Annotated in this window: 14 protein-coding genes, 12 tRNA genes and 2 rRNA genes; 23 read left to right on the top strand and 5 right to left on the bottom strand. The window is 52.9% G+C overall.

Annotation, left to right across the window (positions count from 1 at the left end; all coding sequences use genetic code 11):
• The 18 genes from ELR57_RS27325 to ELR57_RS27240 all read left to right on the top strand — a co-directional run.
• Window positions 1-242, top strand: a 23S ribosomal RNA gene (locus ELR57_RS27325); the annotation flags it as partial.
• A gap of 104 nt (window positions 243-346) precedes the next feature.
• Window positions 347-463: ribosomal RNA gene (rrf, locus tag ELR57_RS27320) — 5S ribosomal RNA — on the top strand.
• A gap of 20 nt (window positions 464-483) precedes the next feature.
• Window positions 484-559, top strand: a tRNA-Asn gene (locus tag ELR57_RS27315).
• Between the two features lie 4 nt (window positions 560-563).
• Window positions 564-656: transfer RNA gene (locus ELR57_RS27310), tRNA-Ser, on the top strand.
• Between the two features lie 4 nt (window positions 657-660).
• A tRNA-Glu gene (locus ELR57_RS27305) sits at window positions 661-735 on the top strand.
• 7 nt (window positions 736-742) lie between these two features.
• A tRNA-Val gene (locus ELR57_RS27300) sits at window positions 743-818 on the top strand.
• A 26-nt stretch (window positions 819-844) separates the two neighbouring features.
• Window positions 845-921, top strand: a tRNA-Met gene (locus ELR57_RS27295).
• Between the two features lie 36 nt (window positions 922-957).
• Window positions 958-1,034, top strand: a tRNA-Asp gene (locus tag ELR57_RS27290).
• 24 nt (window positions 1,035-1,058) lie between these two features.
• Window positions 1,059-1,134, top strand: a tRNA-Thr gene (locus ELR57_RS27285).
• 7 nt (window positions 1,135-1,141) lie between these two features.
• Window positions 1,142-1,216: transfer RNA gene (locus ELR57_RS27280), tRNA-Gly, on the top strand.
• A 6-nt stretch (window positions 1,217-1,222) separates the two neighbouring features.
• Window positions 1,223-1,299 (top strand) — tRNA-Arg (locus ELR57_RS27275).
• 16 nt (window positions 1,300-1,315) lie between these two features.
• Window positions 1,316-1,392, top strand: a tRNA-Pro gene (locus ELR57_RS27270).
• A 34-nt stretch (window positions 1,393-1,426) separates the two neighbouring features.
• Window positions 1,427-1,500, top strand: a tRNA-Gly gene (locus tag ELR57_RS27265).
• Window positions 1,501-1,939: 439 nt separating this feature from the next.
• Complete coding sequence (locus tag ELR57_RS27260) at window positions 1,940-2,383, top strand: hypothetical protein (protein ID WP_126963013.1); 444 nt, start codon at window positions 1,940-1,942, stop codon at window positions 2,381-2,383.
• Window positions 2,384-2,711: 328 nt separating this feature from the next.
• Window positions 2,712-3,713: an ABC transporter substrate-binding protein gene (locus ELR57_RS27255; protein ID WP_126963018.1), complete on the top strand. Its 1,002-nt coding sequence runs from the start codon at window positions 2,712-2,714 to the stop codon at window positions 3,711-3,713.
• Window positions 3,714-3,715: 2 nt separating this feature from the next.
• Window positions 3,716-4,729 carry a FecCD family ABC transporter permease gene (locus tag ELR57_RS27250; protein ID WP_126963011.1) on the top strand — a complete coding sequence of 338 codons (1,014 nt, stop codon included), beginning with the start codon at window positions 3,716-3,718 and terminating at the stop codon, window positions 4,727-4,729.
• Entirely contained in the window at window positions 4,726-5,724 is a 999-nt protein-coding gene (locus ELR57_RS27245; RefSeq protein ID WP_126963009.1) for a FecCD family ABC transporter permease, read from the top strand. The genes ELR57_RS27250 and ELR57_RS27245 overlap by 4 nt, the downstream gene beginning before the upstream one ends.
• A 28-nt stretch (window positions 5,725-5,752) precedes the next feature.
• The gene (locus ELR57_RS27240) at window positions 5,753-6,529 is read left to right on the top strand and encodes an IucA/IucC family C-terminal-domain containing protein (RefSeq protein ID WP_158630198.1); all 777 of its coding nucleotides are present in this window, start codon (window positions 5,753-5,755) and stop codon (window positions 6,527-6,529) included.
• A 64-nt stretch (window positions 6,530-6,593) separates the two neighbouring features.
• On the opposite strand, the gene ELR57_RS27235 is transcribed toward ELR57_RS27240, so the two are convergent.
• From ELR57_RS27235 to ELR57_RS27220, 4 genes are read right to left on the bottom strand one after another with little or no spacing between them, the layout of a single operon-like run.
• Window positions 6,594-7,640: an acyltransferase family protein gene (locus ELR57_RS27235; RefSeq protein WP_126963007.1), complete on the bottom strand. Its 1,047-nt coding sequence runs from the start codon at window positions 7,638-7,640 to the stop codon at window positions 6,594-6,596.
• Window positions 7,633-8,481, bottom strand: coding sequence for a D-alanyl-D-alanine carboxypeptidase family protein (locus ELR57_RS27230; protein WP_238162714.1), 849 nt, complete (start codon window positions 8,479-8,481; stop codon window positions 7,633-7,635). The genes ELR57_RS27235 and ELR57_RS27230 overlap by 8 nt, the downstream gene beginning before the upstream one ends.
• Window positions 8,433-9,605 (bottom strand): alanine racemase, encoded by a 1,173-nt coding sequence (gene alr, locus ELR57_RS27225; RefSeq protein ID WP_126963005.1) that lies wholly within the window; start codon window positions 9,603-9,605, stop codon window positions 8,433-8,435. Before alr ends, ELR57_RS27230 begins: the two co-directional genes overlap by 49 nt.
• Before the next feature lie 23 nt (window positions 9,606-9,628).
• Window positions 9,629-10,705 (bottom strand): D-alanine--D-alanine ligase family protein, encoded by a 1,077-nt coding sequence (locus tag ELR57_RS27220; protein WP_126963003.1) that lies wholly within the window; start codon window positions 10,703-10,705, stop codon window positions 9,629-9,631.
• Window positions 10,706-10,895: 190 nt separating this feature from the next.
• Here ELR57_RS27220 and ELR57_RS27215 point away from each other — a divergent pair, with 190 nt between their 5' ends.
• The 4 genes from ELR57_RS27215 (at window position 10,896) to ELR57_RS27200 (ending at window position 13,389) form a co-directional block, all read left to right on the top strand.
• Window positions 10,896-11,597 (top strand): response regulator transcription factor, encoded by a 702-nt coding sequence (locus tag ELR57_RS27215; RefSeq protein ID WP_126963001.1) that lies wholly within the window; start codon window positions 10,896-10,898, stop codon window positions 11,595-11,597.
• On the top strand, window positions 11,587-12,690 hold the full coding sequence (locus tag ELR57_RS27210) for a sensor histidine kinase (RefSeq protein WP_126962999.1): 1,104 nt from the start codon (window positions 11,587-11,589) through the stop codon (window positions 12,688-12,690). The genes ELR57_RS27215 and ELR57_RS27210 overlap by 11 nt, the downstream gene beginning before the upstream one ends.
• Before the next feature lie 238 nt (window positions 12,691-12,928).
• Window positions 12,929-13,159, top strand: coding sequence for a hypothetical protein (locus ELR57_RS27205; protein ID WP_126962997.1), 231 nt, complete (start codon window positions 12,929-12,931; stop codon window positions 13,157-13,159).
• A 144-nt stretch (window positions 13,160-13,303) separates the two neighbouring features.
• A tRNA-Leu gene (locus ELR57_RS27200) sits at window positions 13,304-13,389 on the top strand.
• Between the two features lie 51 nt (window positions 13,390-13,440).
• On the opposite strand, the gene ELR57_RS27985 is transcribed toward ELR57_RS27200, so the two are convergent.
• Window positions 13,441-13,599, bottom strand: coding sequence for a hypothetical protein (locus ELR57_RS27985; protein ID WP_158630197.1), 159 nt, complete (start codon window positions 13,597-13,599; stop codon window positions 13,441-13,443).
• Between the two features lie 152 nt (window positions 13,600-13,751).
• On the opposite strand from ELR57_RS27985, the gene ELR57_RS27195 reads away from it, so the two are divergent.
• Window positions 13,752-13,973 (top strand): H-type small acid-soluble spore protein, encoded by a 222-nt coding sequence (locus ELR57_RS27195; protein WP_126962995.1) that lies wholly within the window; start codon window positions 13,752-13,754, stop codon window positions 13,971-13,973.
• Window positions 13,974-14,189: the final 216 nt, after the last annotated feature.

The raw sequence follows: 14,189 nt of genomic DNA, 5'->3' as shown, positions 1-14,189 counted from the left end.
CCTTAGTACGAGAGGACCGGGATGGACGCACCGCTGGTGTACCAGTTGTTCCGCCAGGAGCATCGCTGGGTAGCCAAGTGCGGGAGGGATAAGCGCTGAAAGCATCTAAGCGCGAAGCCCGCCTCAAGATGAGATTTCCCAATTCGTAAGACCCCTTGGAGAACACGAGGTTGATAGGCTCGGGGTGTAAGCACAGCAATGTGTGTAGCTGACGAGTACTAATCGGTCGAGGGCTTATCCTAATAAGCCACACAGGCAGGAAGATTCTAATTTTACGTTAAATCGTGAACGCTAACTCGTTTCGTATCCGGTTATCAAGGCGCAAGCCTTGGACACCTAAACATGGTTTGGTGATGATGGCAGAGGGGTTCCACGCGTACCCATCTCGAACACGACCGTTAAGCCCTCTAACGCCGATGGTACTTGGACCGCAGGGTCCTGGGAGAGTAGGAAGTTGCCAAGCCGGTTCTACTTATTACATATTCCCTGATAGCTCAGTTGGTAGAGCACTCGACTGTTAATCGAGTTGTCACAGGTTCGAGTCCTGTTCGGGGAGCCAACATGGAGAGATGTCCGAGTTTGGTCGAAGGAGCACGATTGGAAATCGTGTAGGCGTCACAAGCGTCTCGAGGGTTCGAATCCCTCTTTCTCCGCCAGCGTGGCCCGTTGGTCAAGCGGTTAAGACACCTCCCTTTCACGGAGGTAACAGGGGTTCGATTCCCCTACGGGTCACCATTTATTCGGAGGCTTAGCTCAGCTGGGAGAGCATCTGCCTTACAAGCAGAGGGTCGGGGGTTCGATCCCCTCAGCCTCCACCATCTATTTTCCTTATACCTTACAACGACGCGGGGTGGAGCAGCCCGGTAGCTCGTCGGGCTCATAACCCGAAGGCCGCAGGTTCAAATCCTGCCCCCGCAACCAACACACTTCCTTGGGAACCGATTCCGAGGCACGCGCGGAGCCGTGGTGTAGAGGCCTAACATGCCTGCCTGTCACGCAGGAGACCGCGGGTTCGAATCCCGTCGGCTCCGCCATTTATCAAAAGTCATGGATAATAAGCCGATTTAGCTCAATTGGTAGAGCAACTGACTTGTAATCAGTAGGTTGGGGGTTCAAGTCCTCTAGTCGGCACCATTTATACGCGGAAATAGCTCAGTGGTAGAGCATCTCGTTGCCAACGAGAAGGTCGCGGGTTCGAATCCCGTTTTCCGCTCCATCCCATGCGCCCTTAGCTCAGCTGGATAGAGCGTCAGACTACGAATCTGAAGGCCGGGAGTTCGAATCTCTCAGGGCGCGCCACTTAACTTCATATTGTCGGGACGTAGCTCAGCTTGGTAGAGCACCTGGTTTGGGACCAGGGGGTCGCATGTTCGAATCGTGTCGTCCCGACCATTTATGAATTAGACCGAAGCATAGCATCGCTTTTGCGGGTGTAGTTCAATGGTAGAACTTTAGCCTTCCAAGCTAATAGCGTGGGTTCGATTCCCATCACCCGCTCCATACGTAAATCACCGAAACTCCTTGTGCAGCAAGGAGTTTTTTTGATTTTATTGCACGATTCAGATAAACGGGGACGGGAAGAAATCAGCTGTTGTTGACGGATTGTTGACGAAAGTTTTTGGAGGGGTCAAATTTATCTAACTTGTGGCGAGTATGTCTCAAGTCGTGCAAGCGAGCTTAAGGGAGGCTGTGACGAGCCAAGAAGAGCCTCCAAGTCATCGAGGGGGTATTGTGATATAGCGGTTGGATCAAAAATCCGGATAGCAGGAATGAATTGTAACCCGTTCCCTAGTGAGAACGGTTTTTTTGGTTTTGTGAACATGCCAGAGAACAATCCATTTTGCTCCCCGCATAATAAAAAATAATACAAGCATACAATCCTTGTCTCTATTTTGTTCCATAAAATGGATGAGGTTTATCAAAAAGGAGGTGCATTTTCATGGCAAGATTACTAGATGCCAGAACATCGCAAAATGCCAGTTTTCAATCATCAATCAGCTCCGCGACCCCTACCACTCCCACAATATTTGGTCAAGTAGGGCTGCAATGTTTGAATCCAGGCGGAATTATACGTGTTCAGTTTACTGCTACTGTAACCATTTCGTATCCGGCCGGCTTAACATCTCCCTCAACTAACTTTATCCAAATTGTAAGAGGAACATTATCAACAGATCCGACTGTATACTCTGCAATTTTTAGCGTACCAGCTACGGCACCAACGGGGCCAACTATCATACCTTTTACCGTTACGGGTTCTGATTACAACGTCCCCGCTCCTCCAAGCAATCAGCTTGTTTATACCGCATTTATCTTTTCTAACAGCTCCGTGGCGACTCGGGTCGGTCCGGAAAGCTTTGAAGCCGCTGCTTATTCGGATTTTTGATGTTGACGGATTGTTGACGAAAATCGTCAATAACTATCCAAAGAAACCTCAAGCCAACACAAGAACCAGGTGGGGAACCCTCATAGATCAAGGTATATCAAGGTTTTTTTGTTTATGCAAATCCACAACCGCGTGAGGTTGTGGATTTTTTCTTTTCCTCGACAAGCAGATTCAATGGAACGCAGAACGTTAAATGCTTGACAACAAAAGGTAACCCCTTTAATATCTATTAGGAATGATAATCATTATCATCAAGATAGAAGGGGAGAAAGTCATCGTGTTCAAATCAAGCAAGGGTATAGCAGCTTTGGCGTTTGTATTCGTGTTTATGCTCCTTATCGCAAGTTGCGGACAAAACTCGTCGCAAGGAGAGGGGAACCAACAGAGCCAACAAGAACAACCATCCGGCGGCAACGAAAGCGAAGCAGGCAGCGGGAGCAATGCCGAGTCGCAGGAGAATCAGGAACGCGTCATCAAGCATGCAATGGGCACTACTACGATTAAGGGGACTCCGCAAAGAATCGTTACGCTCTATCAAGGCGCGACTGACGTTGCCGTCGCCCTGGGAGTCAAGCCCGTCGGCATCGTCGAATCGTGGGCGCAGCAGCCGGTTTACGACTACTTAAAAGCGGATCTAGAGGGCGTTCCGCTCGTCGGCGAGGAGACGCAGCCGAACCTCGAGGAGATCGCGAAGCTGCATCCGGATTTAATTATCGCCTCCAAAGTCCGTCATGAGGAAATCTATGAGCAGCTGTCCCAGATCGCTCCAACGGTTACGCATGAGACGGTGTTCAAATTCAAAGATACGGTAGAACTGATGGGCAAAGCGCTGAATAAGGAAGCCGAAGGGGAACAGCTTCTTGCCGATTGGGATCAGCGGGTGGCCGATTTTAAACAAAAGATTTCGGCGAAGCTAGGCGACAAATGGCCGATCGAAGCATCGGTGCTTAATTTCAGGGCTGACCACTCCCGAATTTACGTGACGGGGTACGCCGGAGATATTCTGAACGAGCTCGGCTTCGTCCGCTCCGAGTATCAACAAGAAGAAGCGGATAAAGGAACGGTCGTTGTAAAGCTGACCGACAAAGAAAGCATTCCAAGCATGAACGCAGATGTCTTTTTCGTCTTTCTGTCAGACCCCGGAGAGGAAGCAGCGGTTAAGAAAAATTACGAGGAATGGACAAATCACCCGTTGTGGAAGAGCTTGGACGCCGTTAAAGAAAATCAAGTGTATCTGATCGATGAAGTCGTATGGAATTTAGGCGGGGGTTATAAGTCCGCTCAGCTCATGTTGGATCAGCTGTACGAACATTTCGAACTGGAGAAGTAAGGATGACGTCTCTTCTACAACGGAAGGCATACAGATGGGCAGGCTTGACGTTGTCGCTGCTGGTCTTTGCAGCCGCATTTGTCGCAAGCCTGGCTTTCGGACAGACTCCGATCAAGCCGGGGTCCGTATGGGAAGCCATCTTCCATTATGACGCTTCCGTTCAGGATCATGTCATCATCACGACATCCCGTCTTTCACGAGCGCTTATCGCCGCCGTTATTGGAGCGAGTCTGGCCATTGCGGGAGCACTCCTTCAGGCGTTAACCAAGAATTCGCTGGCTTCGCCCGATTTGTTCGGAATCAACTCGGGAGCAATCTTTTTTATCGTCGTCGCGGCCTCCTTTTTCTCGGTGAGCTCATTGGTTCATTACATGTGGATCGCTTTTGCCGGGGCCGGAGCGGCCGCTCTGATGGTTTATGTGCTCGGATCGGCCGGGCGGGGCGGGATGTCGCCTATGAAATACGTTCTGGCGGGAGCCGCGATTACGGCCTTATTCGCAGCATTAACTCAAGGCGTCCTTGTGACGAGCGAACAAAGTCTGCAAAGCGTGCTGTTCTGGATGGCCGGCTCTGTAGCCGGAAGATCCGTCGATATGCTTCTTCCGATTCTGCCCTTTATGGTCGGAGGATGGATATCCGCCATGCTGCTCAGCCATTCGGTTAATATTTTGACATCGGGCGAGGATGTTGCGAAAGGACTGGGCCAGAACACGATCTGGGTCAAATCGGCCATGATCGGAGTCATTGTGCTGCTGGCCGGCGGATCCGTATCGGTTGGCGGTTCCATCGGCTTTATCGGATTGGTCGTTCCGCATATCGCGCGAGGTCTCGCAGGATCCGATTATCGATGGATTATTCCTTTTTGCGCTTCGTTTGGCGGCACTCTGTTATTGTTGGCGGACATCGCGGCCAGATTTATCATTATGCCTCAGGAGATGCCGATCGGAGTCATGACGGCATTGATCGGAACTCCCTTCTTCATCTTTATGGCAAGAAGGAGGTCCGGTCGTACATGAACCGGTTGAGAAAGAGAGCGTTGACGGTGATCGCCTATCTGGTCATCCTGTGCGTGCTCCTGTTTATTGCCGGACTGTCGGTCGGCAGTTCGATGCTGAATCCGCTTAAAGTGGTCAAGCACCTTGTCGGTGCAGGAAACGGCGAATACGGCTTCGTCCTCTATACGCTGCGTCTTCCGCGCATGCTGCTGGCTATGCTGGCCGGCGCCGCGCTTGGCGTGTCTGGGTTGATTATGCAGCGAATTGTTCGAAATCAGCTGGGCTCTCCGGATATTATCGGCGTGACAGGCGGAGCCTCCTTCGCCGCCGTATTCTTTCTAACTTATCTGGCCGGGAGTATGGGGATCGCGTGGCTTCCCGTCTCGGCGATTGCCGGCTCGGCAGCTGTATCAGCGCTCATCTATGGGTTGGCGTGGCGCAAAGGCGTTACGCCCGTCCGCCTGGTGCTGGTCGGAATCGGAATCGCGGCATGCACGGGAGCGCTGACCATGATGATGATCGTCGTTAACGATGAATATTCGACAATGCGCGCCTATCTTTGGATGGTAGGGAGCGTATACGGGGCCAAATGGAGCGATGTCTTTGCGCTACTGCCTTGGGTTGGCGCGTTCATTCCGCTGTCCCTTCTTTTCGCCAAATCGATCAATGCCATGGAACTGGGCGACGAGTCGGCACTCGGCTTAGGCGTCAGGATTCAGCTGGTTCGTCTCGGAATGCTGGCGATTAGCGTCGCGCTCTCCGGATCGGCTGTTGCGTTCGCGGGAGGAATCGGCTTTGTCGGCCTCATCGCTCCCCATGTGGCTAGATTGCTGGCCGGGCGTTCGTTCGGTTATCTTGTTCCCGTGTCGGCTTTGATCGGAAGCATGATAGTGGCATTGGCGGATGTCTTGGCGCGGACCGCCTTTCTGCCGCTGGATATCCCGGCTGGCGTGTTCGTGTCGGGCATCGGAGCTCCGTTTTTTATCTATCTTCTATACCGCAACCGTCATCAATAAACTCGGCCCTGTAAAGGAGAGCAGCGAGATGCGGAACGCACTGCAATCGTCGTTCGCAGAAGAAGAGCTAGAACCGTTAACCGCCGAATTTCGGTTGACTTCGGAACAGTCGGAGGACAGGGCGCATTCCGTACCCGCGGCGGAGCTTCTGAACGAGACGGGATGTATCGACTATATCGACAGGGTATCCAGGCTGTTCGGCACGACCTCAAGAACCGTGGGCGGGTCGTTGTTCGCCAAGCGGTACAGTTACATGACCGCAATGCCGGTCCTGTACGCGATGACGATGAATAACAAAGGCTTGCCTGCATCTATCGAGAACTGCCATGTGGAATCCAGGTTTAGAGAGGATGGAGTCTGGCTGCCGGGACTGCGCCTGAACGATTGGCATACAAGCGATGCTGCGAATGACGATCGGCATGATTGGCGGGACAACGTTCTAAGGAGCTTGTTCGCCGGCAACATTGCCAAGCTATGGCGCTCGTTCTCGAAGGCTAACCGAGTCTCTGCCGCAACCTTGTGGGAGAATACGGCGGTCAACGTCTATTGGCTGTATGAGCAAAGAATAGGCGATTCCTCCGATCCAGTCCTTCAAGCGCGCATCCGGGAAGATTACGACTACTTGCTGTCGGCGCCAGGCGACTTGTTCGGGGAGAAAACCAATCCGCTCATCAAGTTCGATTCTCCTAAAGTGAAGCTGCCCCAATCCGAGAAACCGATCCGGATTCGCAAGACATGCTGTCTTTATTACCTGACGGACGGCGAACGCTCGTATTGTTCCATTTGCCCGAAGGCTGAGGAGTAACCAATTAGCGGAATGATAGAAGGGGCCGTCCCATAAGTCATTGACTTATGGACGGCCCCTAGTTCTACTCCATTATGATAGGACTAACCGGCGCCGGCCGATTTCGGCGAATCGCCAATAGCCATACTGTAACGGAGGACATGCCGATCGACACCGCGCATACAGCGGCGTAATGGAGCAGGCTGTTCGAGATAAACAGCCGTTCCAGCTGCAAGGCCTTTGCCGCTCCGCGAACGAGCACGATAGCGAGCGGGTGCAAGATATAGATCCATACTCGCCACTCTCTGAATGCTGCGTTAGACCGGACCTTCCATTGAAGCGCCCATTGAAACAGAAAGTAAGTGGCGGGAAGCGCGAAGACATACATGCTGTCATGCCTCGGAATTCCTGCCGTGTGCAAGAGGGTTCCTTCGGCGACCATCATTCCGAGCGAACCCGCGAACAAAGCCGCATTGGCGAAAGGCGTTCTCTCCGGAGGCCTCTGTTTGGCCGCCCAAGCTCCGATAGCCAGAAATATAGGAGCATAGAAAAGACCGTTACGAGAATAATCGAACACAGTAAACATGCCTTCATACACCCGGACGATCCCTTCGGCGTCTCGGACGATTCCATAGTAGCTATCCCCAAGCAGGCCCACGACGTACAAGAAACCCGTTGCAGCCAGCATGGCTTTCATAGACATTGTCCGATACATGAAGACCGTTATGCATAGGCCTGCAATTAACGCCGGCAAATACCACAAATGATAGAAAGTGCCGTCGAACACGATGTCCTTGATCATCGAATAAGCCGTGAAGGAATCGAAAAAATAACCGGCATACAGATTCAGCGGAACATACAGCAAAATGGCAGTCGCATATAGCTTCCAGGTTCTCAGCAGGTAACCGCGAAGCACTTGCTGATCCGTCAACGGGTCCCCGGTCAGCTTGCGGAACATTAAAAAACCGGTCGTCATAAAAAAGACGGGAACGGCAATCCGAGTAAGCAGATTGCTTAGTAGAAAATCGGCAGCGGCGCTGTAAGAGAGAAGAGGGCTGGTATGATTCGCGACCACCAGGAGAGCGGCAACGAATTTGAGCCAATCGAGCCCTCCAAAATTCGGTTTAGACATGAACGCGACTGCCTTTATCCAGAAATGCGGTAACAATGAACCCGTTTCGGTTATTTCCCGACAAGTGGAATCGATCGCATTCGACAAGGGGGATGGTCGTAGAAGTCCCTGAATCCGCCGCTACAAAGTAAATTTCCGCGGATGACCGCTCATCCTCGAAGATAAGATGTTCTATGTCGAAGGGGCAGCGTTCAAGCCGATCGATATATTCTTCCAGGCACCAGTCGTTCTGTTCCATAATCTCGGCATGCGGATAACCGACATAACGGAAATGCCAAGGTTCGCAAGAAATTCGAGTTAAAGCTTCCTTTCCATCCTTGTAACGCTGAACAAATCCATACCGGGCGGCAAGCTGCTTGAAGCGCTTATAGACGCCGCTGTCGGGAAATGCCGGCGCGATGAAATCCACGTCCTTGTTCCGCTTGCCTACGTCGATGGCCAGCCCCGTCTGATGCTCGCTCCGATCGGGCAATGCGACATAGCGTACGGTGTATTCGGCGCCATTATCGGCTAATGAAGACCGATAGATCTCCTCTTGCTCGAATTTGGTCCGATAACCGCTGACGGCGACAATCTCGTTCAACCCCCGGCTAGCCTCGAGCAGACTGGCCAATTGCCGTAAACAGGTACCCTCCAGCAGCATTCCATCATGCAGCGTATGGATAGCCGGAATCGAGCTAAGCGACAGCAAACGGTCGGCAGAGATCGTCTGTCGAATGGGATGCTCGCGATTGATCAAGACCAAGTGTCCTTGATGAATCTCGGAATGAGCCATTCGAACCGTGGAATAGGTCAAATGACTGCCTGTTTGTTTTCGTTCCTTCTGATTTGGGCGTCCCATTTCGCGTGAACCTCCTCGGTATCGGTATATATTCTTGTCACTCTGACGCCAAGCGAAGCGGATATTTCCTGAGCCACGCTTCCGATATGGGCGGCAAGCTCCGCAAACGTAATGCGCTGCTCCCCCTGGTGTCCGATCAAAGTTACCCGCGCACCCTCTACGCACGGTCCCGGAAGCTTGACCATCAGCTGGTCCATGCAGATTTTGCCCACGATAGGGGCGCGTTGACCCTCGATCAGCACCTCCGTGCCTTGCATCCGTTGCGTCCAGCCGTCGGCATAGCCGATCGGTACCGTTCCGATCCATTCGTCCTCCTCGGCCCGGTAAGAATTGTCGTATCCGAGATAATCCCCTTTGGCCAGCCTTTTCACTTGGATCAGACGGCTATGCAGGCTTAAAGCCGGCTCCAGCTTGACGGATCGAACGAGCCGCTCCGGGTAGAAACCGTACATCGCCGCTCCGATCCGAACCATATCCATCGCCAGATGGGGAAACCGTAGCGCCGCGGCGCTGCCCGCGCAATGATAATGCCGGATCCTCAAGCCGGATGAGCGTCCCCATTCCATCATCCGGGCGAAACGCGCGGTCTGCCGCTCCAGGAAGGCAGTTTCCGCTTGCCCTGCTGTCGCGAAATGAGTGTAGAAGCCGTCCACCTCGACATCCTCCGCTCTGAGCCAGGGAACAAGCTCGTCCCATTCCCTTCTCGTCCGGATGCCGATCCGCCCGAGCCCCGTATCCAGCTTCACATGGACGCGAAGCTTTCCCGCCGAAGAGTAAGGCTTATAGGCACGAGTCTCGGCAAACCAATTCGCGCTAGTGACGGTTAGAGCCAAATCGAGCTTCAGCGCCAATGGCGTCAGCTCCGGCCGAATGGGGGTCAAGACGAGAATCGGCAGCTTCATGCCGGCATCGCGCAGCCGAACCGCTTCCTCCAGATAAGCGACCGCCAAATAATCCGCCCCCGCTTGCTCGGCCGCCGCGGCCGACTCCATGTCGCCGTGCCCATAGCCGTTCGCCTTCACGACGGCCATCACCTTGACCGAATTCGGCAGCGACTTGCGGATGTTCCGCATATTCTCGCGCATACGGTCCAGGCTGATTTCCGCCCACGTGTCGCTTAACATTCCATCCACCTCGCTCCCCTTTTTCACCGCGTATAGCGAATCGTTTGTTTGGCTTCGTGACGAGCGACCGCAAGACCGATCAGCTTCTCGATTAGCTCAGAATATGACGTTCCGTCGGTACGTTCCCACATGACCGGATACATGCTGAAATTCGTAAAGCCGGGTAAAGCGTTGATTTCGTTAAGGAACAATTCGCCTTCTCCGTCAAGGAAGAAGTCGACGCGGGCGAGGCCCTCGCAGCCATGGGCTTGGTAGGCCAGGATGGCCAGCTCGCGGATTCGCGAGGTCAAGCCGTCCGCCAGCTTGGCCGGAATCGACATCGTAAGCCGCTTGTCCATGTATTTGGATTCGTAATCGAAGAATATGCGATCATGGATGAATTCTCCGGGCAATGAGGCTAGGGGCCGTTCATTGCCGAGCACGGCAACTTGAATTTCCCTGCCGTCCACTTCGCGCTCGATGACGAGCTTCTTATCGTAGGAGAAGGCCTCGACGATGCCCGCCAGGAGTTCCCCTCGGTTCGTACACCTGCTGATGCCGATACTGGAGCCGAGGGAGGCAGGCTTCACGTAGCAGGGATATCCGATAAAATTCTCGGCTTCATGCAGAATCGCTGCTTTATCCGATCTCCACTCCTCGAATCGGCACACCCGATATTCCGTCTGTCGAATGCCGGTTCTCGCCAAGATCTCCTTCGACATCGCCTTGTCCAAGGTAAGCGCGGACGATAGCACGCCGTTCCCGACGTACGGAATGTTCAGCAATTCCAGAAGGCCTTGTACCGTGCCGTCCTCTCCGTTAGAGCCGTGCAATAACGGCAGAACGACTTTCGGACCGGGCAGAGCCATGATGCCCGCCAGGATCTCTCCCATTGACCGTGCCGGGTCGCAAAACGCGGGCTGCGCAATCAACCGTTCGATCGTCGCTTCCTTATCGGCAAGTTGTCCGGGCGTGCACCACAAGCCGTCTGGCGTAATGTAAACGGGATACGCCTCGAAGCGGCTTTCGTCAATGGAACGCAGAACCGTAACCGCTGTTTTTAATGACACTTCGTGCTCGACGGATTTGCCGCCGTACAGGACGTATAGCTTTGTTTTCATATCGTTAACCCTCCAGGCAGAATTCTTGTCCGTTGCTCTATTTTCAAGATAACGTACCGGGCCTGGGGAGTTCGTAAAACATCTTAAAGGAAATCTTAAGATTTCCTTATTTGTGAGTGCGAGCGGTCGGTTGCGAAGACGATTTCTGATAAACTAAAGCCAAATTACTTTAAATTGCCGGAGAGATCCCATGAATCCCATTCAAATCCTTATCGCGGACGACGATCTTGAAATCGCCCAACTGATCAAAATCTATTTAACCAATGAAGGCTATCGGGTGCTCACGGCAAGCAATGGCCGAGAGGCATTGAATTTAATCGCCAAGGAATCCATCCAGTTGATTATCCTCGACGTCATGATGCCGGAGATGGACGGCCTGGAGGTCGTGCGGGCGGTGCGCGCGGAGCACGGTATTCCGATTCTGATGTTAAGCGCCAAAGCCGAGGATATGGATAAAATCATGGGGCTGACGACGGGGGCGGACGATTATATGGTCAAGCCGTTTAATGCCCTCGAGCTGATCGCCAGAGTGAAGTCGCTGCTCCGCAGGTCCATGTATTTGAACGCGCAGATTCAACCGGCTAAGGATCAAGACGAAATTCAGATTCATTCCGTGAATATAAGCAAGAAATCGCATACGGTTACGGTGGAGGGCCGGAACGTTAATTTAACCTCGACGGAGTTCGATATTTTGTACTTGCTGGCAAGCCATTCCGGGCAAGTGTTTAGTGCGGAGGCCATATTCGAAGCGGTATGGAAGGATAAATTCTTGGAGTCCACCAACACCGTCATGGTTCATATCAGCAAGCTTCGCGATAAATTGGAGAGCGAGCTGGGAGGCGTCAAGCTGATCCAGACCGTATGGGGAGTAGGGTACAAAATTGAACATTAAACCTTGGAAGAGTCTTCGTTTCAAAATGCTGAATTTGTTCGGCTTAAGCGCGTTGGCTTCCGCCATGACGGCCGGATTCCTTGTCTTGTTCGCGATCGCCGCGTACAAGGCCGATTTTCCTTACTTCGCCTCGCTCTTGCTGCTGATTAGGGACGAGATCGGTTTTCCGGTCATGTTTACCTCAACCTGTCTTGTCTTTTTTATTTTCTATTTGTTCATGCTCAGCCGTTCGACCGTTCAATACCTGATGGAAATCTCGAAGGGGATCGAAAGGATCGCCGCGGGAAATTTCGATTACCGCTTTCCAATTCGGGGGGATGATGAGCTCGGGGTATTGGCGGCAAATATCAATGCCATGACGGCGCAGCTGAAGCAGTCTATCGAGGAGGAACGGCGCGCCGAGCGGACGAAGGTTGAGTTGGTTACGAATGTGTCCCATGATCTCCGCACGCCGCTGACTTCCATTGTAGGATACTTAGGGCTTATTGAAGAGGATCGTTACCGGGATGAGGTGGAACTGAGGCATTACGTTCGAATCGCGTACGAGAAAACGATGTACCTGAAAACGATGATTGACGATTTATTCGAATTCACGAGGACGAGCGGCGGAATGGGGCTGCGGCTGACACCGATCAATCTCGCCCGGATGCTCGGGCAATTGGCGGCCCAATTCCGGCTGCAATTCGAACAGGCGGAGATGGAGTGCCTCTTGTCTCTTCCCGATCAACCGATCTTCGTCGACGCGGAAGGGGACAAGCTTGTCCGGGTGTTCGAGAACTTGATCGTCAACGCGATTCAGTATGGCAAGGATGGCAGGCGGATCGATATCTCGGCATGGAGAGACTCCGGGCAAGCCGTCGTTGAGTTCGCGAATTACGGCGAGCCTTTGCCGGCCTCCGTTATTCCATTGTTATTCGAACGGTTTTATCGAGGCGAGCAATCCCGTTCGCGGAATACGGGCGGCTCGGGACTCGGCCTCGCGATTGCCAAGAACATCGTCGAGCTGCATCATGGAGCGATCTCCGCGGCGAGCGACCATGGAAGAACTTCGTTCACGGTGAGACTTCCGCTTGCGAGACAGCAGGAAATGTAATGCCGCGAGAGGTCGAATTTTAGATTAGAGGCTATTGTGGGCATTAGAGATCCATATTGAAGCAAATTTTGGGGTTTCGAAATGTTCGATCCAGAACGATCCATGCCGGCAGCAGCACTAGCCCCTACGGGGCGTTATGAACATAGCACATTTCGCGTCTCCATCCAAGCTTAGAGGGGACGAATCCCATACCTTGATACTAGCCATGCGAGCACATGCAGAGGAGGTTGGGATTCGAATGGATATGTATCATCTGTGCTTGAGCCACATGAACCGAAGAGTGCGCGTTCACACCCATTACGGCTGCATTGAAGGAGTCGTCGTGGATGTGGACAGGGATAACCTTTACCTGCGCCCGGGCGGAGAGCTGACCTTGTCTGCTTGGGGACCGGGCTTTGGTTACGGCTGGGGGGCCGGGGGCATCCTCGCGTTGTCGCTGTTCACGCTGCTGGCGATTGCGCTAATCTAACCGATCTACAGGCATATTGAGCGGGGGAAGATATTTTAAAAGTTCGACTATTTCTCCCGCCCTTTACTTTTGCTCGCGAAACGCCTATACTACAATAGTGCCTTTTGGAGATGAGCAAGAAGTTGCTCTTCCGAAGAATCATATGCGGTCGTGGCGGAATGGCAGACGCACCAGCTTGAGGGGCTGGCGGGAGCAATCTCGTGGAGGTTCGAGTCCTCTCGACCGCACCATAACTTAAATGATGAGATCCCTTGCCTATGGCAGGGGATTTTTTGTTGTCGTCATTTTACATCGTTACGGTAATGAGGTTCGATCGTGGGATATAGGAATTGGTTCTCCAAATCAGCCGTGTTCTCCTCTTCGTCGGCGGTTCCGTTGACAGGCTTGGCTTTGCTCGGTTCGATCTCCTCTTGATTTCTCGTGCGGTCCTTTTCGGTCATGGGAAGCTCTCCTTTATTTTGAGTACAATAGTCATTTTCAAGGGAAGCCATTCTTATTCATGGTTATCGTCAATCGAGAACCCGGAATAGCCCGACTTCCTTACGAAAATACTGAAACGTAGCTCACGCGAAGGAAAGGATGGAATCGAACGATGAATGTGCAGCGCGCTTCGGAGATCGCCGGATCGCCGATCATGGCGAACGTGACGTTGGATGGCCAACCGGTTTATATTCAGCACGTCGACGAGGATTCGGAAGTGGCTCGGGTCTACCCGCTTGATCATCCGGATCAGGAGCAGAACGTCGCCGTAAGACAGCTAGTCGAAGATGGGGAAGAAGTCGGCTCGGTCGGTCCGCTTCTCTGTCGCGAGTAACTCAGCATACGGGAGAATACAAACGTTAAGCAAGCCCCTGGCCTATCCGGTCGGGGGTTTGTTTTGCATCATGTGGAAGGGATTGGGTTGTCCGCGTCGAAAATTTCCTCGTAGAAGCAACCGGATGATTATTCGTCGGAATAGCTTTGTGCCAAGGAGCGTATGCATCTGAATCAAGCCTTAAGCCGAGAGGATGGTCGCCTGTGTCGGGTAAGC

The sequence above is a fragment of the Cohnella sp. AR92 genome, from assembly GCF_003990975.1.
Lineage (GTDB): Bacteria > Bacillota > Bacilli > Paenibacillales > Paenibacillaceae > Cohnella.
The sequence above is the reverse complement of the archived record's forward strand: the minus strand, read 5'-3'. Positions and strand labels throughout refer to the sequence as shown.

Coding starts and splice junctions, on each gene's coding strand:
- ELR57_RS27260 (WP_126963013.1), top strand. CDS start 1,940: ATGGCAAGATTACTAGATGCCAGAACATCGCAAAATGCCAGTTTTCAA.
- ELR57_RS27255 (WP_126963018.1), top strand. CDS start 2,712: ATGCTCCTTATCGCAAGTTGCGGACAAAACTCGTCGCAAGGAGAGGGG.
- ELR57_RS27250 (WP_126963011.1), top strand. CDS start 3,716: ATGACGTCTCTTCTACAACGGAAGGCATACAGATGGGCAGGCTTGACG.
- ELR57_RS27245 (WP_126963009.1), top strand. CDS start 4,726: ATGAACCGGTTGAGAAAGAGAGCGTTGACGGTGATCGCCTATCTGGTC.
- ELR57_RS27240 (WP_158630198.1), top strand. CDS start 5,753: ATGCGGAACGCACTGCAATCGTCGTTCGCAGAAGAAGAGCTAGAACCG.
- ELR57_RS27235 (WP_126963007.1), bottom strand. CDS start 7,640: ATGTCTAAACCGAATTTTGGAGGGCTCGATTGGCTCAAATTCGTTGCC.
- ELR57_RS27230 (WP_238162714.1), bottom strand. CDS start 8,481: ATGGGACGCCCAAATCAGAAGGAACGAAAACAAACAGGCAGTCATTTG.
- alr (WP_126963005.1), bottom strand. CDS start 9,605: ATGTTAAGCGACACGTGGGCGGAAATCAGCCTGGACCGTATGCGCGAG.
- ELR57_RS27220 (WP_126963003.1), bottom strand. CDS start 10,705: ATGAAAACAAAGCTATACGTCCTGTACGGCGGCAAATCCGTCGAGCAC.
- ELR57_RS27215 (WP_126963001.1), top strand. CDS start 10,896: ATGAATCCCATTCAAATCCTTATCGCGGACGACGATCTTGAAATCGCC.
- ELR57_RS27205 (WP_126962997.1), top strand. CDS start 12,929: ATGGATATGTATCATCTGTGCTTGAGCCACATGAACCGAAGAGTGCGC.
- ELR57_RS27985 (WP_158630197.1), bottom strand. CDS start 13,599: ATGACCGAAAAGGACCGCACGAGAAATCAAGAGGAGATCGAACCGAGC.
- ELR57_RS27195 (WP_126962995.1), top strand. CDS start 13,752: ATGAATGTGCAGCGCGCTTCGGAGATCGCCGGATCGCCGATCATGGCG.